At 69.6% G+C, this 20,140-nt stretch carries 18 protein-coding genes; 15 read left to right on the top strand and 3 right to left on the bottom strand.

Annotation, left to right across the window (positions count from 1 at the left end; translation table 11 throughout):
• The first annotated feature begins 60 nt into the window (after window positions 1-60).
• Together galE and G6R13_RS00820 are read left to right on the top strand one after the other, a co-directional pair.
• A complete protein-coding gene (gene galE, locus G6R13_RS00825; RefSeq protein ID WP_041103153.1) occupies window positions 61-1,041 on the top strand; it encodes a UDP-glucose 4-epimerase GalE in 981 nt (326 codons plus the stop codon).
• A 61-nt stretch (window positions 1,042-1,102) separates the two neighbouring features.
• The gene (locus G6R13_RS00820) at window positions 1,103-5,494 is read left to right on the top strand and encodes a glycosyltransferase (RefSeq protein ID WP_061873168.1); all 4,392 of its coding nucleotides are present in this window, start codon (window positions 1,103-1,105) and stop codon (window positions 5,492-5,494) included.
• A 54-nt stretch (window positions 5,495-5,548) separates the two neighbouring features.
• Here G6R13_RS00820 and G6R13_RS00815 read toward each other — a convergent pair whose 3' ends face one another.
• The gene (locus tag G6R13_RS00815; RefSeq protein ID WP_061867850.1) at window positions 5,549-6,442 is read right to left on the bottom strand and encodes an ABC transporter ATP-binding protein; all 894 of its coding nucleotides are present in this window, start codon (window positions 6,440-6,442) and stop codon (window positions 5,549-5,551) included.
• Window positions 6,426-7,346, bottom strand: coding sequence for an ABC transporter permease (locus G6R13_RS00810; protein WP_044659147.1), 921 nt, complete (start codon window positions 7,344-7,346; stop codon window positions 6,426-6,428). The genes G6R13_RS00815 and G6R13_RS00810 overlap by 17 nt, the downstream gene beginning before the upstream one ends.
• Before the next feature lie 269 nt (window positions 7,347-7,615).
• On the opposite strand from G6R13_RS00810, the gene wecB reads away from it, so the two are divergent.
• Window positions 7,616-8,761 (top strand): UDP-N-acetylglucosamine 2-epimerase (non-hydrolyzing), encoded by a 1,146-nt coding sequence (gene wecB, locus G6R13_RS00805; protein WP_163720871.1) that lies wholly within the window; start codon window positions 7,616-7,618, stop codon window positions 8,759-8,761.
• A gap of 90 nt (window positions 8,762-8,851) precedes the next feature.
• On the opposite strand, the gene G6R13_RS00800 is transcribed toward wecB, so the two are convergent.
• Window positions 8,852-10,156 (bottom strand): MFS transporter, encoded by a 1,305-nt coding sequence (locus G6R13_RS00800; RefSeq protein WP_240335696.1) that lies wholly within the window; start codon window positions 10,154-10,156, stop codon window positions 8,852-8,854.
• A gap of 71 nt (window positions 10,157-10,227) precedes the next feature.
• Here G6R13_RS00800 and ftsY point away from each other — a divergent pair, with 71 nt between their 5' ends.
• The 12 genes from ftsY (at window position 10,228) to G6R13_RS00740 (ending at window position 20,077) form a co-directional block, all read left to right on the top strand.
• Window positions 10,228-11,436, top strand: coding sequence for a signal recognition particle-docking protein FtsY (ftsY, locus tag G6R13_RS00795; RefSeq protein WP_205521327.1), 1,209 nt, complete (start codon window positions 10,228-10,230; stop codon window positions 11,434-11,436).
• 194 nt (window positions 11,437-11,630) lie between these two features.
• Window positions 11,631-12,893, top strand: a complete 1,263-nt coding sequence (locus G6R13_RS00790; protein WP_163720867.1) for an ammonium transporter — start codon at window positions 11,631-11,633, stop codon at window positions 12,891-12,893.
• A 123-nt stretch (window positions 12,894-13,016) separates the two neighbouring features.
• A complete protein-coding gene (gene ffh, locus G6R13_RS00785) occupies window positions 13,017-14,603 on the top strand; it encodes a signal recognition particle protein (protein ID WP_020628323.1) in 1,587 nt (528 codons plus the stop codon).
• A gap of 200 nt (window positions 14,604-14,803) precedes the next feature.
• Window positions 14,804-15,226, top strand: a complete 423-nt coding sequence (gene rpsP / locus G6R13_RS00780) for a 30S ribosomal protein S16 (protein WP_049146048.1) — start codon at window positions 14,804-14,806, stop codon at window positions 15,224-15,226.
• A 2-nt stretch (window positions 15,227-15,228) separates the two neighbouring features.
• The gene (locus tag G6R13_RS00775; RefSeq protein ID WP_029248213.1) at window positions 15,229-15,468 is read left to right on the top strand and encodes an RNA-binding protein; all 240 of its coding nucleotides are present in this window, start codon (window positions 15,229-15,231) and stop codon (window positions 15,466-15,468) included.
• A 104-nt stretch (window positions 15,469-15,572) separates the two neighbouring features.
• Window positions 15,573-16,160 carry a ribosome maturation factor RimM gene (rimM, locus tag G6R13_RS00770; protein WP_163720864.1) on the top strand — a complete coding sequence of 196 codons (588 nt, stop codon included), beginning with the start codon at window positions 15,573-15,575 and terminating at the stop codon, window positions 16,158-16,160.
• Window positions 16,161-16,163: 3 nt separating this feature from the next.
• Entirely contained in the window at window positions 16,164-16,910 is a 747-nt protein-coding gene (gene trmD / locus G6R13_RS00765; RefSeq protein ID WP_036312840.1) for a tRNA (guanosine(37)-N1)-methyltransferase TrmD, read from the top strand.
• 248 nt (window positions 16,911-17,158) lie between these two features.
• The gene (gene rplS / locus G6R13_RS00760) at window positions 17,159-17,512 is read left to right on the top strand and encodes a 50S ribosomal protein L19 (RefSeq protein ID WP_036340124.1); all 354 of its coding nucleotides are present in this window, start codon (window positions 17,159-17,161) and stop codon (window positions 17,510-17,512) included.
• Between the two features lie 36 nt (window positions 17,513-17,548).
• On the top strand, window positions 17,549-18,292 hold the full coding sequence (gene lepB / locus G6R13_RS00755) for a signal peptidase I (protein ID WP_163720863.1): 744 nt from the start codon (window positions 17,549-17,551) through the stop codon (window positions 18,290-18,292).
• Window positions 18,289-18,888, top strand: a complete 600-nt coding sequence (lepB, locus tag G6R13_RS00750) for a signal peptidase I (RefSeq protein WP_036312832.1) — start codon at window positions 18,289-18,291, stop codon at window positions 18,886-18,888. The genes lepB (G6R13_RS00755) and lepB (G6R13_RS00750) overlap by 4 nt, the downstream gene beginning before the upstream one ends.
• A complete protein-coding gene (locus tag G6R13_RS00745; protein ID WP_145950777.1) occupies window positions 18,885-19,637 on the top strand; it encodes a ribonuclease HII in 753 nt (250 codons plus the stop codon). Before lepB (G6R13_RS00750) ends, G6R13_RS00745 begins: the two co-directional genes overlap by 4 nt.
• Before the next feature lie 116 nt (window positions 19,638-19,753).
• Window positions 19,754-20,077 (top strand): DUF2469 domain-containing protein, encoded by a 324-nt coding sequence (locus tag G6R13_RS00740; protein WP_002853817.1) that lies wholly within the window; start codon window positions 19,754-19,756, stop codon window positions 20,075-20,077.
• Window positions 20,078-20,140 lie beyond the last annotated feature (63 nt).

Here is a 20,140-nt window from a genome sequence, read left to right as displayed (position 1 = left end):
GTGACGGCTGCCCCGCCCCGTATGTCCCAGACGGGCAGTACCACGACCAAGGAGGACAACATGCGCCTGCTCGTGACCGGCGGCGCCGGATACATCGGGTCTCACTTCGTCTCCGTAGCACGGCAACAGGGCCGGGCCGACATCGTCGTCGTTGACGACTTCTCGACAGGCCTCAGACAGCGCGTTCCGGCCGATGTCCCCGTGTACACGATCGACCTCGCGAGCGACGCGGCCGTAGCTGCGCTGACCACTCTCCTTAAAGAAGAGTCGATTGACGTCGTCGTTCACTTCGCCGCGAAGAAGGTCGTCGCGGACTCCGTCGTGCAGCCGGAGGATTATTTTCGGTCGAACGTCGGTGCAACTGTAAACGTGCTGGCTGCCATGAGAGCTGCGGGAGCCGCGTCGATGATCTTCTCCTCGTCGGCAGCGGTCTATGGTGAGCCGGACTCGTCGATCGTGTTCGAGGACACCCCGACGGTGCCGATCAATCCGTACGGCCAGTCCAAGCTCGTGAGTGAGCTAGCTCTCGCGAACGCTTCCCGCGCCTGGGGTCTCCGGGCGGTGGCATTGCGCTACTTCAATGTCGCCGGCGCGGAAGACGCCATTCTGGCCGATACCACGACGACGAACCTCATGCCGGCGATCCGTGATGTCATCACTCGCGGCCAGCGTCTCTCGGTCTTCGGCGACGATTACCCCACCGTCGACGGCACATGTGTACGCGATTACGTCCACGTCGTCGACCTGGCCGAGGCGCACCTGGCGGCCCTGCCGGCGGTCCAGGGCAGCACCGACCCAGCGACCCGGATCTACAACGTGGGCACCGGAAGCGGAAGCAGCGTTCTCGAAGTCGTAGATGCCTTCCGCCGCCGCCCCGGCGTGGATCTTGATTACGACATCCAGCCCCGCCGCCCGGGTGACCCGGGGGCCTTGACAGCCAACGTCTCGCTCATTGAGAAGGAACTCGGATGGGTAGCACGTTATACGCGCGATGACATTGTCACGTCCGTCATCGACTTCCCGCCCCGGCTCGTCACCTGACTGCTCGTCGCAGAGACGCCAGACCTGCCCCGCCGATTACAGCACCCGAGGAATCGCACCCATGATCCAACTCTTTCTTCGCTTCTCACGACGCCAGCAACTCGTCATGGGGCTTTTTATTCTGCTCGCTGTCGTGGGTTCGGTACTCGCCTTCCTGGTGGACCACGCGATCCTCATCGTCGCGCTGTTCTGGATGTTGTGCGCTGCGGTGTTCGTAATGATCATGTATCACCGCCGTCTCAACGCAAAGATCAACCGCACCGCCCGTGCTGCACGCATGGGGTCTTCCGCTGTGGCGGGCCGCGGGGGTACGCGGCCCGCCACGGGGCGTCGAATATCGACGCAAGAGTCGCTCGACTCGCTCCAGGCCGCTTTCGCCCGCCGGAGGACCGTCGCCGCGGGCCTGCCGCTGGCGCGCAAACTCATCCAGGAACGCGGGGACCTCAGTGGCGCGCGGGAGGTGCTGGATCAGCTTCGTGGAAAGTCGGGCCTGACCGACTCTGAAGAGAACTTCGTTCGTCGCGTCGACTCTCTCAACCGCCTTCTTGAAGCGGACTACCCGCTTCCCGCACGTCACCGCACCTGCAATTACCTCCCCGTGCGAGGCCGGGTGCTCTACGCCGTGGGCATGTCACCCGTGTCTGTGACCAATGGCTACACGTCCCGGACCAAGGGCGTCGCCGCAGGGCTCGTGGCCCAAGGGCTGGACGTGGTCGTAGCGCCCCTGCCAGGCAAGCCTTGGGACAAGAAGTCGGTCGTCCCCGGGCGGCGAGTGCCTGTCAAGCAGCGTCGTGATGTGTCGGAGATCGACGGCGTACGCCACGTGCACAACCCTGGTCTCCCTGCATGGGAGGGCGATCTCGACGTCTTCTTCCAGGTGGCTGCCGATGCGTACGTCCGCGAAGCCATGATCGAGAAGCCCGAGTTCATCCTGGCCGCCTCGAACTATCTGTCCGCTCTGCCCGCCCTGATCGCAGCCCGTCGGCTCGGGGTGCCGTTCGTGTATGAGATGCGCGGATTCTGGGAAGTGTCTGCGGCATCCGTCCGGCCGGGCTGGGAGCAGTCGGACCAGTATCGGCTTGACCGCCGCTATGAAGACCTCGTCGCCCGCGAAGCCGACCGAGTGGTCGTCATCACGGATGAGATGCGTGAAGACCTTGCTGCCCGCGGCATCGATGCGGACAAGGTCACCGTCGCGCCCAACTGCGTTGACCCAGAGGTGTTCGCCCCTCTTGGCAAGGATCACGCGCTCTTGCGCGGCCTGGGATTCACCGATACGGAGGCTCCAGTCGTGGGTTTCGCGGGCAGCGTCACCGATTACGAAGGCCTCGATCTCGTCACCGACGCGCTCGCGACACTCAAGGCAGAGGGAGTCCGGTTCAACTTCCTCATCATCGGCGGGGGCGCATATCTCGATACGTTGAAGGCGAGGATCGCCACACGCGGTCTTGATCCTGAGACGCGGTTCGTCATGAACGTTCCGAACGCAGACATGCCAGCGTACCTCTCGAGCATCGATGTGTTCCCCCTGGCCCGGAAGTCCTTGCCGGTGACCGAGCTCGTTTCGCCATTGAAGCCGCTGGAGGCGATGGCGGTCGGCGGGGCGGTGGTCCTCTCCGATGTCTCGCCGCACAAGGTGTTCTGCGGGCCTGATGGAGACACTGCGGTCAGTTTCCAGAAGGACGACCTGGCGAGCCTCGTCGAGCGTCTGCGCGAAACTCTCGCCGCCCCAGATGCTGCTCGCGCCATGGGGGTTCGTGCTCGACGCTGGGTCAAGGAGAATCGGCGCTGGCCAGTCACGGGCGAGCGCATCGCCGCTTCACTAATGGCCTTGGCCGAGGAGTTCCGGGCCTCACTGGACGACGCAGAACGCCCGCTCACCGATTACACAGTCGCCTTCATCGGCGACGAATTCACGACGGACACCTTCGTCCCCGAGTTGACCGCCTTGCGTGTGCGGCCTGAGGACTGGCGCGAGACCTTCGAAGACCACCGCGTGGATGCGCTGTTCATTGAGTCCGCTTGGCGAGGCAACGACAGCGCCTGGACCGGGATCATTGGGTATTACGATGACGAGACTCACGCGCCGGTGGTCGAGCTGATCGCGCATTGCAGGCTTCACGAAATCCCCGTGATGTTCTGGAACAAGGAGGATCCGGTCCATTTCAATCGGTTCAAGCGCACCGCAGCCCTGTGCGACTACGTGTTCACGACGGACGCGCGCACCATTGTTGATTACAACGCGCTTCCGGACAACCAGATCACGACCGTCGCCTCGGCCCCGTTCGCGGCGCAGCCTCTGTTGCACAACCCGCTACCCAGCACCCGGGCACAAGACGAAGCTATCGCGTATGGCGGGACCTACTACGGGGACAAGTATGCGACCCGTAAACAGGGGCTGGATTTCCTGTTCTATGAGTCTGCCCCACACGGCTTGGCGATCTACGAGCGGGTGCACAACGATCCCAACTCGCCGTACCGCCTGCCGGACCGTTTCCGCCGGTACGCCCGAGGAAGCCTGAGCTATCCCGAGATGTGCCAGGCCTATAAGGCCCACCCGATCCACCTGAACGGCAATTCGGTGGTGGACTCGCCGAGCATGTTCTCTCGCCGGGTCGTGGAGATCACCGCGTCTGGGTCGACGGTACTCAGCTCTGCGGGCCGTGGCGTAGACGAGACGTTGGCGGGCACCGTCCCGACCGTGACCACCCCCGATGAGGCTGCGGCCTATCTGGAGGGCTGGAAGTCGTCTGAGCAGCGTCGGCACGCCGGCCTTTGGGAGGCGTTCCGCCACGTCTACGAGACGCACACGTGTGCTCACCGTTTGGTGTACATGATGCGCGTCGCTGGGTTCCGAGTCCGCAGTCCGCAGGCCGCGCCGATCGCAGTCGAGTGCGCCGCCGCAGACGTACCGTTGTTCGAGGCCCAGACCATGCGTCCTGCCTTGTACCTGGTGACCGACACAACCGAGGGCGTTGATGCCGCCAGTCCCGTCGTCCTCGCCGCTCCTCCGGAGAGGGCGGCAAAGCTGCAAGAGGCCGGCATCCGGAACGTCGTCATCCACCGTGAGGGCGCCCCTGCTCTGGACGAGCACCTCGTGGAGGACTTCTCGCTCGCTCTGCATTTCGGGCATTGGAAGGCCGTGGGCACTCGCACCGTCGAATGGTCGCCGGGCGACGCACACGTGCGAATCGCTGCCCTGACGGCGGACATCGATGAGGGCACTGTACTGGTGGACGCCGACGTCTACGCCGGCTCTGTTCTCGGGGAGCGACCTGCCCTAGCCGATGACGAGGTCTTTGCCTGGCAGCACGTCGTCGAACACGTCGGCAAGGTGACCTACACGGACTCGACGGCTGTCCCGATCGACACCGCGGTCGTCCACGAGGAGGCAGACCCCCTTCCGCCCGTTGCGTCTGGAGAGGCGGGGCCACCCGTAGGGGAGACTCAGACGGTGCCTCTCAACGTCCTCGTCGCTGGCCATGACCTGAAGTTCCTGCCGCAGATCATGGCGCAGCTCGAAGCCGCGGGTCACCGTGTCATCGTCGACCAGTGGGACGGGCACGATATCCACGACGAGGAACGCAGCCTCCGACTCCTCGCCGAAGCGGATGTCATCTTCTGTGAGTGGGCGCTCGGGAACGTGAAGTGGTACAGCCACCACAAGCAGGACGACCAGCGGCTTGTGGTGCGCCTCCACGCCCAGGAACTTCGCACTCGCTACCTCAAGGACGCCGACCTGTCCGCCGTGGACACCTTCGTGTTCGTGTCACCCGTCGGCATGCGGCGGGCGCAGTTGCTCTTCGGAGTGCCGGTGGATCGGTCCGTGGTCATCGGCAACACCTTCGACTTCGAGCGATTTGCGGCGCCTCGGAACGCACCGGATCCGCATGCCCTCGGTCTTGTTGGCTCCGTGCCACATTCGAAGCGTCTGGACCTCGCGCTCGACGTGACCGAACTGCTGGCGTCGCACGACCCGACTTACCGTCTCGACGTCATGGGTAAGGAGTACCACGAGTACGCGTGGCTCATGAAGCGAACTGCTGAGCGGAGTTATTTTGAGGCGCAGTATTTGCGGATTGAATCGTCTGCGGTGCTCCGCGAAGCCGTCCGGTTCGGCGGACACTCCTATGACATCGCGGAGTGGTACCGCGCCAAGCCAGGCATCATCTTGTCCACGAGCGACCACGAAGGAACGCATCAGGCGATCGCGGAAGGTGGTGCAGCGGGCTGTGTGCCGGTGATCTTTCCGTGGGCGGGGGCTGAGGCCGTTTACGACGATCGATGGGTCGTCGAGGGCGTCCGCGACGCGGCCGACCGGATCCGCAGGTACTCTTCAGACCCGGCCCTCTTCCTCGAGGAGTCTGAGCGGGCCCAAGCATTCATGCGGGAGCGTTTCTCGCCCGAGGAGATCGGTGCCCAGATCCTGGCCGTGGTAGAGGGTCGGCGGTGACGTAGCGCCGGAGAAAGAAGGGGACCGTCTCTCGTGTGAGACGGTCCCCTTCTTTTAATGACCCGTGGTGCCCTTGAGAGCAACGATGCGTTCTGCCTCGGTCGTCTCGTACCGTGCCCGGGCTTCGAGCGCTTTCTCTTCCCCGTGCTTGCGTAGGGCGCTCATGAAATAGCTGTAATGCTGCATGACATCGAGGGTGTCTCCGTCTTCGATGATTGCGCCCTCATCCATCCAGACGACGCGGGTGCACATCTCTCGGATCACTCCGGCGGAATGGTTGACGAGGAAGCCTGTGCCAGACCGGGCGATCAGGTCTCGCATTGCTTGATTGGACCGCTCCCGGAAAGCGTCGTCGCCGGTCGCAAGTGCTTCGTCAATCATGATGATGTCGGGTTGCGACGCTACTGAGATCGCGAAGCGCAGGCGGGCCCGCATGCCGGAGGAGTATGTACGCATGGGCATGCGAATGGATTTTCCGATGTCGGCCAACTCAGCGACTTGTGGGATTCGGTCGTGGACCTCGGCTGGGGTCAAGCCCATCGCGAGTAGACCGATACGAATGTTGTCTAGACCGGTGAGGTTGGGCATGAGCGCTGCCCCCACACCCATCAATTGGGGCGCAGAAGCGGCAAAGACCTCCCCAGATGTTGGCGCCTCAACGCCTGCCAGGACGCGGAGCAGGGCACTCTTGCCGGACCCATTGCGTCCGACGAGTCCGATGAATTCGCCCTTCCGTGCGGCCAAGGACACCCCCCTCACAGCATGGACGACGTCCAGTTCACCGCCCCGAGAAAAGAGCCCGCGAGATTTCTCGTCCCGAGCGATCCTCACGGGGTAATCGAGGATGATGTCCGTAGCGAGCAGGTTGAGGCCGCCAGTCGAAGCTAGGTGCCCCCCCTCGAACGCTTCCGGCGGCTGCGCATGGTCCTGGTTAGCGGTACTGGTCACGGCCGTACGACTCCTCTCCGAGCCAGAAGACAATGCCGCCGACAATCGTCAGGCACACTGCATACGCGGCGAGCATCGCCCAGCTCGACGCCGGCGGCGTCACCCCCTCGATGATGACCTGACGGTACATCGTGATCAGTACATACAACGGGTTGAGTTGGATGATCGCATGGAGGGCGGGGTGGTTGTCCGTGAAACGCGTTATCGGGAAGATGACTCCGGAGCCGTACATCAGGAGACGGGACACGAACGGCACCATGCGGCTCACATCCGGAAGGAGGGTGCTGAGCCGCGCCAGCAGGAGCATGATGCCGAAGTTTAGGATCACGTGCAGCCCCAGGACACCCGGGAAGACCAGCCAGGACCACTCAGGTGTCTCATGCGGGGGGATCGCTATGACGAGGATGAACATCACTGCGATCGCCGGTAGTCGCTGGAGCACGTCGTACACGAGATCGGCCAAGGGCAGCGCCATGCGTGGGAACCGGAAGGCGCGGGTCAAGGACAGGTTCGACGCGATGGTCCGCGTGCCAGATGTCAATGCGGCGCTGGTCATCTGGAACATGAACACACCCACGATGACGAAGGCGACGAAATTGTCCATTCCGTGGTCGAAACGCAAAAGCAAACCGAAGATCAGCCAGTAGAAGATCGCGTCGAGCATTGGGCGAAGGATGAGCCATACCGACCCGAGACGACTGTCGTCGTTTCCTGTGACGAGCCGTCCTCGGGACTGCCACCAGATGAAGTGTCGGCGTTGCCAGAGCTCCACCAGATAGCGGCGAGGGGCAGGGCGACCTGTGACAGGTGAGAGGTGCGAAGCGTCACCATAAGCCTGGACGGCCGCGGCGCGGAACGCGCTGGCGACGGGTTCGGAGGGTCGTCTTGGTCGCCGTGTGGTCATCGGTTCGCGCCTGCCTTTCTGAGCGTGGGCCACCCGAGTGGGGGACCGGCCGTCGATGCGGGACTTCTCTTGACGGTGCCCCACGACGGCGATGCCGCGCGCGGGAGGCGCGTCGACCGCCTCCTTAGTGTAGGAGACGGCGGCGCGGGAACGCAGCTGCTGAGGGGGTCGGATTGTTGGCTTCGACTATGGTGAAGCCGTCTGGAGGTCCCGCCGCTTGGACTTGATCTCCTCCCCTTTGAGCCGTCGTCGATGCAGCGAGGAACACCGTGAAGAAAATCATGCCCATCTACGGAACCCGCCCGGAGGCGATCAAGGTGGCCCCCATCGTCAAGGCGCTGCAGGCCGACGAGCGGTTCGAGTGCGTGGTGACCGTCACGGGGCAACACCGCGAGATGCTGGACCAGGTCAACGAGCTGTTCGGCATCGTCCCGGACCACGACCTCAACATCATCCAGCCCCGGCAGACCCTCAACGGCGTGTTTGCCCGCACCCTGGACGGGCTCGACGCCGTCCTGGAGCAGGAGCGGCCGGACGCCGTCGTGGTCCAGGGCGACACCACGACCTCGACGGCGGGCGCCGTCGCCGCCTTCAACCGCGGCATCCCCGTGGTCCACGCCGAGGCGGGCCTGCGCAGCTTCGACATCCTCTCCCCGTTCCCGGAGGAGGCCAACCGCAAGATCACCAGCCAGATCTCGGCGCTGCACCTGCCCCCGACCACCGTGAGCCGGGACAACCTGCTGCGTGAGGCCGTGGCCGCGGAGGATATCTACGTCACGGGCAACACCGTGATCGACGCGCTGCTGGAGGCCGTCAGCCACCAGGTGCCGTTCGAGGACGAGCGTCTGGCCGAGCTGGAGGCGTCCGGCCGTCGCGTCGTCCTGGTGACGACCCACCGGCGCGAGAACCAGGGCGACGCGATGCGCGGCGTCGGGCGCGCCCTGGCCCGCCTGGCCGCGGACCACCCGGAGGTCACCTTCGTGCTGCCGGCGCATCGCAACCCGGTGGTTCGCGAAGCGATCCTTCCCGAGATCGAGGGCCGCGAGAACGTGCTCGTGACCGAGCCCCTGGCCTACGGCGAGTTCACCCACCTGCTGTCCGTGGCCACCGTCGTGCTGACGGATTCCGGTGGCGTCCAGGAGGAGGCTCCGTCGCTGGGCAAGCCCGTCCTCGTGATGCGCGAGAACACCGAGCGTCCCGAGGCCGTGACCGCCGGCACCGTGCGCCTGATCGGCACGGACGAGGAGGTCGTGGTCACCGAGGTCACCCGCCTGGTGACGGACGAGGCCGCGTACACTGCGATGTCCCAGGCGGTGAACCCCTACGGCGACGGCCGCGCGGCCGAGCGCACGGTCTCGGCGATCGCCGAGCTGCTCGGCGTGGGCGAGCGGCTGCCGGCCTTCGACGGCGCCTGAGCAGCATCGCACTCCCGGACGGGGACACCCCCGTCCACGCACGAGGCCGCCGTCCCCGCGGGGACGGCGGCCTCGTGGCGTGCCCCGGCCTCACCCGTCCTCGCGCGGGGTCACCCGGGCGTCCTCCGGGCGGACCAGCGGCAGGGACCCGGTGCGGGGCCCGCCGGGCACGATCGGCAGATTGGTCTCCGGAGCACGCCACCACGCGAGGGCGCCGAGCAGGATGACGCCGCCGGTGAGCACGAACGCCCACCCGTAGCCGGCGGTGTCCACCACGAGGCCGGCCAGCAGCGGGCCGGAGATGGCGCCCAGGTCGGCGGACATCTGGGCGGCGGACATCACAGCGCCGGAGCGCCGTCCCTGGCCCACGACGTCGGCGATGGCCGCCTGCTGCGGGGCGTTGAGGGTGCCCGTGCCGGCGCCGGCCAGCAGGCACGCGAGCAGGAAGAGCGCGGGCGAGCTCATCCAGCCGATCACCCCGGTGGTGGCGGCCATGGTGAGCAGGCCGGTGAGGATCAGCGGCTTGCGGCCGTGCACGTCGGAGAGTCGCGAGGAGAAGGTCACGGCGACCACGTTGCCCAGCGCGAACACGGAGAGGGCGAGTCCGGCCATGAAGGCCCCGTCCACCTGCCAGCCCAGCAGCCCAGTGCCGGCGAAGGCGGTGGCCGCGAACAGGGGCATCACCGAGTTGCGCACACCGAACGTCGCCCAGCCGTTCGCGAAGAACGAGGCGAGCGCCGCGCGGTAGGACGGCAGGCCGAACGCCTCCTTCAGGGGCATCGTCGGGCGGGGATCGCCGGTGCCGCGGTCCGCGCGCCGCGTGTCCCGCAGCAGGACGAACACCATCCCCGCGGCGATCACCAGCGACGTGCCGTAGATCAGGAACGGCGCACGGAAGCCGAAGACCGCCAGGGCGGAGCCCACAATCGGCCCCACGATGTTGCCGATGAGGAAGGCGGAGGCGTACGCACCGGAGACGCGTCCGCGCATCGTCGGCGGTGACTTCGCCGCCAGGAACGCCATGGCGGACACCGTGAACAGCGTGGATCCGACGCCGCCGAGGGCGCGGAAGAGCAGCAGCTGCTCGAACGTCTGCGCGAAGGCGATGAGGAACATGGACGCGGCCACGATCAGCACACCGGTCATGTACACGGGCGTCTCGCCGAGGCGGTTCGTCAGGCGTCCGGAGAGCGGGGCGAACAGGAGCCGCGTCAGCCCGAACGCGGAGACGACGGCGGCCACGGCCGTCGCGGACGCGTTGAAGGAGCTCGCGTACTGCGGCAGCAGCGGGGCGATGATCCCGAAGCCGATCGCGATGATGAACGCGGCGGCGACGAGGACCTTGATCTCACGGGGCAGGGGGACCCGCGAGGAGCGGGCGGACGACAACGGCATGACCGCCATCTTCGCACGGCGCCGGGTGTGCAGCCCGGGGCGGGCGACGGCCCGTGTGACAGACTGGACCCGTGGAAATCGTGCTCATAGTCTCAGTCGTGGCCGCCCTGCTGCTGGGCGGCGTGCTCGTCGGCCTGCTGGACCGGCGCCCCGCCCCGCCGAAGGGCTCGTACCAGGGAGTGCGGGACGCGGACGACCCGCGCCCGAGTCCGCGACACGCGGCCCCGTCGGGCTCCACCGCCGTCCTGGAACGCCCCGAGGTCGACGAGGCGCCGCCCGTCGTCGCCGAGCCGGAGCCCGCCGTCGTCGAGGAGGTGGAGACCGCCCCGGCGAAGCCCGTGTACGAGCGGCCCGAGGCCGCCGGCTCGCGCCTGGCCCGCCTGCGGGCCCGCCTGCTCAAGTCCAACAACGTCTTCGGCAAGGGTCTGCTGGCGCTGCTGTCCCAGGACCGCATCGACGACGACGTGTGGGACGAGATCGAGGAGACGCTGCTGATGGCGGACCTCGGCACCGAGCCCACCCTGGAGCTCGTCGACCGCCTCAAGGCCCGTGTCACGGTCGAGGGCACGCGGGACCCGGAGCAGGTGCGCACCCTGCTGCGCGAGGAGCTCGTGGCGATGGTGGACCCCTCGATGGACCGCCGTCTCGCCGCGACCCGCAAGGGCGACCGCCCCGCCGTGACCATGGTCGTGGGCGTCAACGGCGTCGGCAAGACCACCACCGTGGGCAAGCTCGCCCGTGTGCTCGTGGCGGAGGACCGCACCGTCGTGCTCGGCGCCGCGGATACCTTCCGCGCCGCCGCCGCCGAGCAGCTCGCCACGTGGGGCGCCCGCGTGGGCGTCGAGACCGTCCGCTCCGAGAAGGAGGGCGCCGACCCGGCGTCCGTCGCCTTCGAGGCCGTGGAGCGCGGCATCGCCGAGGGCGTCGACGTCGTGCTCGTGGACACCGCGGGCCGCCTGCAGAACAAGGCCAACCTCATGGACGAGCTCGGCAAGATCAAGCGCGTCATCGAGAAGCAGGCCGAGGTGGACGAGGTCCTGCTCGTGCTCGACGCCACCACGGGCCAGAACGGCCTGACCCAGGCGAAGGTGTTCGCCGAGGTCGTGGACGTCACCGGCATCGTGCTGACCAAGCTGGACGGCACCGCCAAGGGCGGCATCGTGATCGCCATCCAGCGCCAGCTCGGCGTGCCCGTCAAGCTGATCGGCCTCGGCGAGGGCCCCGATGACCTCGCGCCGTTCACCGCCGAGGGCTTCGTGGACGCGCTGCTGACCGACTGACGTCCCGCACCCGGTCCAGGGCCCCTCCCGACGACGTCGGGAGGGGCCCTGTTCTGTCACGGAGACGTCATCGACGTGTGGCGTGGCCCACTTCTCCGGTATCGTCCCTCCATCGGCCCCGATCGGGGCCGGGCAGCGACGCCGCGGGACGGGCGTTCGCCCCCGGCTCGCGGCCCGGACCGAAGGAGACCCCCATGGAGGAGTCGAACGTCCTGGACGCAGGGACAGTGTGGATGGTGACGAGCGCGGCGATGGTCCTGCTCATGACACCCGGACTGGCCATCTTCTACGGCGGCATGACCCGCGCGAAGTCCTCGCTCAACATGATCATGATGTCCTTCGTCTCGATGGGCCTCGTCGGAGTCGTCTGGGTCCTGTGGGTCCACGGGATGACCGGTGGCGACGGGTGGGCCGGGGTGGTGGGGAACCCCGCCGGTGACCTCGGGCTGACCGGCACGATGGCCGAGGGCGGGCTCGTCGCCGCGGCCTACGGCGCCACCTTCGCGATCATCGCGGTCGCCCTCATCTCCGGCGCGGTGGCCGACCGGTTCAAGTTCGTCACGTGGTGCGTCTTCGTGCCCGTCTGGACCACCGTCGTCTACGCCCCGCTGGCCTACATGGTGTGGGGCGGCGGGCTCCTCTCCGAGGACGGCGCCATCGGCGCCCGCCTGGGGGAGGCCCTCGACTTCGCCGGTGGCCTCGTGGTGCACATCAGCGCCGGCGTGGCCGCCCTCGTGCTCGCGCTGCTGCTGGGCAAGCGCCACGGCTTCGGCGTGGACCCCGGCCACCGGCCGCACAACGTCCCGTTCACCATGCTCGGTGCGGCCCTGCTCTGGTTCGGCTGGTTCGGGTTCAACGGGGGCGCGGCGGGCGGTGTCGACGAGCTCGGACTGATCTGGGTGGACACCCTCGCCGCCGGCGCCGCCGGCATGCTCGGCTGGGTGTTCGTGGAGTGGCTGCGCCGCGGCCGGCCGACCTCGATCGGCACCGCGTCCGGGATCGTCTCGGGACTGGTCGCCATCACGCCCGCGTGCGCCTATGTGAGCCCCCTGGGGGCCGTGGTGATCGGCCTGGTCTCCGGTGCGGCCAGCGCGCTCGCGGTCAACCTCAAGTACCGCCTCGGCTTCGACGATTCGCTCGACGTCGTCGGCGTGCACCTCACCGCTGGCATCCTGGGCACCGTGCTGATCGGCTTCTTCGCCCTGCCGGACGAGGGCCGGGCGGGCCTGTTCTACGGCGGAGACGCCGGTCTCCTGGTGGCCCAGACGGTGGCCGTGCTCGTCGCCGTGGTCTTCACCGCCGTGGTGACCACGGTCATCGCCCTGGTCCTGCGCGGGACCATGGGCCTGCGAGTGAGCAAGGAGGACGAGGAGCGGGGCGTCGATCTGACCCTGCACGACGAGTCGGCCTACGACGTCGGCTTCGGCGGGGTGCCCGTCCCCGCGGAGGCGCGGTGAGCCGCCGCGGACGGGTGAGGCCGGTCGGTTGCTAGGCTTGGCGGGCGCCGCGGTGGATGCCGCGGCGCCCGCGACCGACCGCGTCCGGATCAGTCGACCCCGCTTCGAAGGATCACACCCGCCGTGTTCAACTCCCTGTCCGACCGCCTCACAGCCACCTTCCGCAGCCTCAAGGGCAAGGGGCGGCTGAGCGAGGCGGACATCGACGCCACCGCACGCGAGATCCGCCGCGCCCTCCTGGACGCCGACGTCGCCGTGCCCGTGGTCCGCCAGTTCATCGCGCAGATCAAGGAGCGCGCCCTCGGAGCCGAGGTGGCCCAGGCCCTGAACCCGGGCCAGCAGGTCGTGAAGATCGTCAACGAGGAGCTCGTGGGCATCCTCGGCGGCGAGACCCGGCGCATCCAGCACGCCAAGACGGGCACCACCGTCATCATGCTCGTGGGCCTGCAGGGCGCCGGCAAGACGACCCTCGCCGGCAAGCTCGCCCACCTGCTCAAGTCCCAGGGCCACACCCCGCTGCTCGTGGCCTGCGACCTCCAGCGTCCGAACGCCGTGAAGCAGCTGCAGGTCGGCGGCGAGCGCGCCGGGGTCCCGGTCTACGCGCCGCACCCCGGCGTCTCCTCCGAGTTCGAGGCCGCCACGGGCGACCCGGTGCAGGTGGCCCGCGACGGCGTCGCCGAGGCCAACACCAAGTACCACGACGTGGTCATCATCGACACCGCCGGCCGCCTCGGCGTGGACGCCGAGCTCATGCAGCAGGCCGCGGACATCCGCGCCGCCGTGGACCCGGACGAGGTGCTCTTCGTCATCGACGCGATGATCGGCCAGGACGCCGTCGCCACGGCCCAGGCGTTCAACGAGGGCGTCGGCTTCACCGGCGTCGTGCTCACCAAGCTCGACGGCGACGCGCGCGGCGGCGCCGCGCTGTCCGTCCGCCACGTGACCGGCAAGCCGATCATGTTCGCCTCCACGGGTGAGGGCCTGAAGGACTTCGAGGTCTTCCACCCGGACCGCATGGCCTCGCGCATCCTCGACATGGGCGACGTGCTCTCCCTGATCGAGCAGGCCGAGCAGAACTGGGACCGCAGCGAGGCCGAGAAGATGGCCCGCAAGTTCGCGGACCAGGAGGACTTCACCCTCGACGACTTCCTCGCCCAGATGCAGCAGCTCAAGAAGATGGGCTCGCTGAAGAAGATGCTCATGATGATGCCGGGCGCCCAGGGCATGCGGCAGCAGCTCGAGCAGTTCGACGAGTCGTCGATCGGCCGCGTCGAGGCGATCATCCACTCGATGACCCCGCACGAGCGCGTGGCCCCCAAGATCATCAACGGCTCGCGCCGTGCCCGCATCGCCCGCGGCTCGGGCGTGAGCGTGTCCGAGGTCAACGGCCTGCTCGAGCGCTTCGCCGAGGCGCAGAAGATGATGAAGCGCATGGCCGCCGGCGGTGGCATCCCGGGCATGCCCGGGATGCCGGGCGGCGCCTCCCGCAAGACGAAGGGCAAGGGCAAGAACGCGAAGCGCGATCGCGTGAAGTCCGGCAACCCGGCCAAGGCCGCGGCCGAGCGCAAGGCGATCGAGGAGCGGCGCGCCCGCGCCGCCCAGGCGCAGGCCGGGGCGGTGTTCGGCCGCGACGGCGCGGGCATGGAGGGCTTCGACCCGTCCACCCTCAACCTGCCGGCGGGCTTCGAGAAGTACCTCAAGGACCGCTGAGCCGCCCGCTGCTCGGTCGCGGCGCGCCGGGTGTGCACCGGCCCGCCCGATCTGGCAGAATGGCACGGTACTGAGCGTGAGCCCGGACGACCCTCTATCCTCCGCTGCGCTCCGTTCCGTGTGCCAGGTCGTCGACGCCCGCTGCCCCCACGCGGCGTCGTGCCCCGGCCCCCCAGATCCACTGAAGGAGAACCACACTCGTGGCTGTCAAGATTCGTCTGAAGCGGTTCGGCAAGATCCGCGCCCCGTTCTACCGCGTCGTCGTCATGGACTCGCGCACCCGCCGCGATGGCCGTGCCATCGAGGAGATCGGCAAGTACCACCCCACCGAGGAGCCCTCGTTCATCGAGATCGACTCGGAGCGCGCCCAGTACTGGCTCTCCGTCGGCGCCCAGCCGACCGAGCAGGTCGCCGCGCTGCTGAAGGTCACCGGTGACTGGCAGAAGTTCAAGGGCGAGTCGGGCGCCGAGGGCACCCTGAAGTCCAAGTCCGAGAAGGAGGCCTTCGTGGCCCCCGAGAAGGGCTCGGTCATCCTGCCGGAGGAGCCGAAGCAGGAGGAGGCCCCGGCCGAGTCCGAGGAGGCCGCTGAGGCTCCGGCCGAGGACGCCGAGAAGTCCGAGTGACCATGCTGACCGAGGCCCTCGAGCACCTGGTGCGCGGCATCGTGGACACGCCCGAGGCGGTCCGCGTGGACGCCCGCTCCCAGCGGCGCGGCGACATGCTGGAGGTCCGCGTGGCCCCCGAGGACCTGGGTCGCGTGATCGGCCGCCAGGGTCGCACCGCCACCGCGCTGCGCACCGTGCTGGACGGCCTGGCCGGCCACCCCGTCCGCGTGGACGTGGTGGAGACCGACCGCCGCTCCTGACGGCCCGTGACGCACGGCCCGCCCGCCCCTCACCGGGCCGGCGGGCCGTCGTCGTCTGCGGCCCCGCCCCCTCCCGCCACCGACCGTCCCACCCAGGAGAGCCCATGAGTCCCGCAGCCCAGGACGACCTCGTCCGCGTCGCCCGCATCGGCAAGCCGCACGGCATCCGCGGCGAGGTGACCGTGCAGGTCTTCACCGACGACCCGGACGCCCGCTTCGCCCCCGGGGAGCGACTCGTGGTGCGCGACGGCGCCCCGGGCCTGCCGGCGGAGCTCACCGTCACCCGGGCCCGGTGGAACAAGCAGATCCTCGTGGTCGGCTTCGCGGAGTCGCCGGACCGCAACGTCGCCGAGACCCTGCGCGGCGCCCAGCTGTTCGCCGTTCCCGCCGCGCCCGAGGAGTCCGACGAGTGGTACGAGGAGGACCTCGTGGACCTCGAGGTGCGGGTCGACGGCGAGCGCGTCGGCGTCGTCACGGCCCTGACCACCGGGGCGGTCCAGGATCTGCTGCACGTCGCGTTGGACGGCGTCGAGGAGGAGGCCCTGGTGCCCTTCGTCGAGGAGATCGTCCCGGAGATCGACCCCGAGGCCGGGGTGCTCGTGCTGACCCCGCCGCCGGGGCTGCTCGAGCTCGCCACCGGCGAGGACGAGGGCGCCGTAGACGGGCCCGCCGATGCGGATGCGGAGGACTGAGCGGTGCGCTTCGACGTCGTCACGATCTTCCCCGAGTACCTCGCGGTGCTCGACGTCTCGCTGCTGGGCCGTGCCCGCCGCGAGGGCCTCGTGGACGTGCACGTCCACGACCTGCGCGACTTCACCGTCGACCGGCACCGCACCGTGGACGACACGCCCTACGGCGGCGGCGCCGGCATGGTGATGAAACCGGAGCCGTGGGCGCTCGCGCTCGAGCACGTGGCGGCCCAGGGGCCCGTGTCACCGGCCCCCGCCGAGTCGTCGTCGGCGGAGCCGGGGGACCGCCCCGTGCTGCTCGTGCCGACGCCCTCGGGGGAGCGCTTCACCCAGCGGTTCGCCCGGGAACTGGCGGGCCGGGAGCACGTGGCGATCGCGTGCGGCCGCTACGAGGGGATCGACGAGCGCGTCTTCGGCTGGGCCGAGGAGCTCTTCGAGGTGCGGCTGGTCTCGCTGGGCGACTACGTGCTCAACGGCGGCGAGGTCGCGGCGCTGGCGATGATCGAGGCCGTCGGCCGCCTCGTGCCGGGCGTCGTGGGCAACCCGGCCTCGCTCGTCGAGGAGTCCCACGAGGACGGCCTGCTGGAGTACCCGGTCTACACCAAGCCCGCGGACTGGCGGGGCCGTGCGGTGCCGCCCGTGCTGCTCTCGGGCGACCACGGCAAGGTCGCGGCCTGGCGTCGGGCCCAGCAGGAGGAGCGCACGCGCGAGCGGCGACCGGACCTGTGGGCGGCGTACGACTCCGAGGACTGACCCGCCGCGCCCGACGGGCCGGAGGGGCGTCGCGGCGTCATCGGCTGTGGCATAATGGATCCTCGTGTCCGCCGGACGCCCGACCTGCCACAGGGGGCGCGCGTCAACGGATCGGACCCCGGGACCGCACCCCACGTGCGGAGCCCGGCCCTCGGCTCGGGACCCGGCCCCCTCGTCATGCGGACGTGGACGGGCCGTGCGCCCGCATACTACGCGGTTGACCTGTGGCATCCGCCAGGAGAGACGACATGCACATTCTCGACTCGTTCGACAAGAAGACGCTGCGCGACGACATCCCGGAGTTCGCCCCCGGCGACACCGTCAAGGTGCACGTGAACATCATCGAGGGCAAGACTGCCCGCGTCCAGGTGTTCCAGGGCTACGTCATGGGCCGTCAGGGCTACGGCGTGCGCGAGACCTTCCGCGTCCGCAAGGTGTCCTTCGGTGTCGGCGTGGAGCGCGTGTTCCCGGTGCACTCCCCGGTCATCGACAAGATCGAGGTCGTCACCAAGGGCGACGTGCGCCGCGCGAAGCTGTACTACATGCGCGACCGCCACGGCAAGGCCGCCCGCATCCGCGAGAAGCGCGTCGACGCCAAGTGATCATCCCGGTCGGCCCCGCCGGCCGGTGATCGACCCATGCGCACCTCGGAGCCCCGTGACCCCCGCCGGTCACGGGGCTCCGTCGCGTCCGGGGCCGGTTCCTCCCCGGGCACGACGGCGGCCCCCGCCTCCGGCGCGAGCCGCTGGTGGGCGTGGCTCGGCCTGACCGTGGTGGCCGCCGTCGTGGTGGCCGCGGTGCTGCGCGCCCTCACCGGGCCCGTCTACCTCATCCCCTCCGGGTCGATGGAGCCGACCCTGCAGCCCGGTGACCGCGTGCGGGTGGACGCCGCCGCGGCCGGCGGGCAGGGACTGCAACGCGGGGACGTGGTGGTGTTCGACGGTGCCGGCAGCCTGGCGCCGTACCGTTCGGCCGGATCGCTGGAGCGCGGTCTGGAGGACGTCGCCCGGTGGTGGGGCGTCGGCGCGGCCGAGGACGTGTTCGTCAAGCGCGTGCTGGCCCTGCCGGGGGACCGTCTCGAGTGCTGCGCCCCGGACGGGCGGCTGCTGCGCGAGGGCGAGCCGCTGGACGAGCCCTATCTCGGCAGGCCCGTGACCGCAGACGAGCCGGCCGCGGCGGGGACCTGGTCCTTCGAGGTGCCCGACGGGCGCATGGTCGTCCTGGGCGACCACCGCGCCGCCTCCCGGGACTCCCGCGCACTGCTGGGCGCCCCCGGCGGCGGGCTGATCCCGCTCGAGCGGGTCGAGGGCCGGGCCGCGGAGATCGTGTGGCCCCTGTCCCGCCGCGGGACCGTGGACGCCCCCTCCGGGGACACGCCGTGACGGGGCGCCGCACCGCGCTGATCGCGGCCGCCGTGACCGTACTCGCCTGCGTGCTGGCGTGGGCCTTCCTGGCGCGCATGTACGCCATCCCGTCCTCGTCCATGGAGCCCGGGCTGCGGGCCGGCGACCGCGTGGTCGCCACGCTGCTCACCCCGGATCCGTTCCCGGTGCGCCGCGGTGACGTGGTGGTGTTCGAAGACACGAAGGGCTGGCTGCCCGGGGGCGGCCACGTGATCAAGCGGGCCGTCGGGCTGCCGGGGGACATCGTCTCCTGGACGCCCGGCGAGGAGACGCTGCGCGTGAACGGGGTGCCCGTGGAGGAGCCGTACCTCGCGCCGGGGGAGACGCCCGCGCAGGAGGCGTTCGAGGTGACCGTGCCTGCGGGGCGACTGTGGGTGCTCGGTGACCATCGCTCGGCGTCGGCGGACTCCCGCGCGCACCGCGCCGGGCCCGGGGGCGGGTTCGTGGCCCTCGACGACGTGGTGGGCCGCGCCCGGTTCGTGGTCTGGCCGCTGGACCGGATCGGCGGCGCCGGCACCGACCCCGACGCGTTCGCCACCGTGCCGGACGCGCCCGCGCCGGAGGCTCGCACGTGACCGCCCGCCGGGGCGGTGGCCGGCCGACGGTGCGCGCCGGCCTGGACGTCGAGGCGGGGCTGGCCGCGCCGGCCCTCGCCGCGCGGGGAGCGGACCGGGTGCTGGTGGCGGGCATGGACGAGGTGGGCCGGGGCGCGCTGGCCGGGCCCGTCGTCGTCGGGGTGTGCGCCGCGTGGCTGCCCGCCGCCGGGCAGATCCCTCCGGTGCGCGACTCCAAGGCGCTCACGGACCGACGCCGGCGCGCCCTGGTCCCGCAGATCGAGGACTGGGCGGCCGGGGTGGCGCTGGGCGAGGCCGGCCCCGCGGAGATCGACGCGCTGGGGATCTCGGCGGCCCTCGGCCTCGCCGGGCGACGGGCGTGGGCGGCGCTGTACGCCGCGGTGGGGCAGGAGCCGGTCGCCCTCGTGCTCGACGGCCGGGACGACTGGCTGAGCCGCTCCGATCCCGACGCCGGCCCCGTGCCAGCGCCGCGCCCGCTGCCGCCCGTGCCCACGATGCTGGTGCGGGCCGAGGACCGGTGCGCGACGGTGGCGGCCGCGTCGATCGCCGCGAAGGTGGCCCGCGACGACGTCATGATCGCCCTCGACGCGGCGCACCCGGGGTATGGGTGGGCCGGGAACAAGGGGTACGGCTCGGCCGTGCACCGGGCCGCCCTGGCCGAGCGCGGGGCGAGCGAGCAGCACCGGCGCAGCTGGAACCTCGGGCTGCCGGACGCGCCCGCGCAGGCGCCGCCCACGCTGTTCGACTGAGCCCCCGGGGCCGGGCGCGGCCGCCCGTTCGACGTGCGACCCCCGGACGGGGGAGGATGGAGGCCGTGCGTGCCCGGACTGTCGCGGGTGCGCGGGGAACACTGAGGAGGCATGTCATGAGCGCAGACGACGTCGAGGACTTCGAGGCCGAGGCCGAGCTGCTGCTCTACCGCGAGTACCGGGACGTGGTGGGCCTGTTCCGCTACGTCGTGGAGACCGAGCGGCGCTTCTACCTCGCCAACGACGTGCGGCTGACGCCCCGCCAGGCGGACGGGGACGTGTTCTTCGAGATCCTGCTCGAGGACGCGTGGGTGTGGGACGTGTACCGCACGCAGCGGTTCATCAAGCGCGTGAAGGTGCTGACCTTCAAGGACGTGAACATCGAGGAGCTGCCCACCGAGGACCTGACGGTCCCGCCGGACGGCCAGCTGCCGAGCTGACCCACCCCTGATCGGCCCCGAGGGCGGGACGCCGACGTCCACTCCTGCACAGGCGTCCGGCCC

The sequence above is a fragment of the Micrococcus sp. Alg238-R198 genome (assembly GCF_900537135.1).
GTDB lineage: Bacteria > Actinomycetota > Actinomycetes > Actinomycetales > Micrococcaceae > Micrococcus > Micrococcus luteus.
This window is presented reverse-complemented; position numbering and strand designations above follow the sequence as displayed.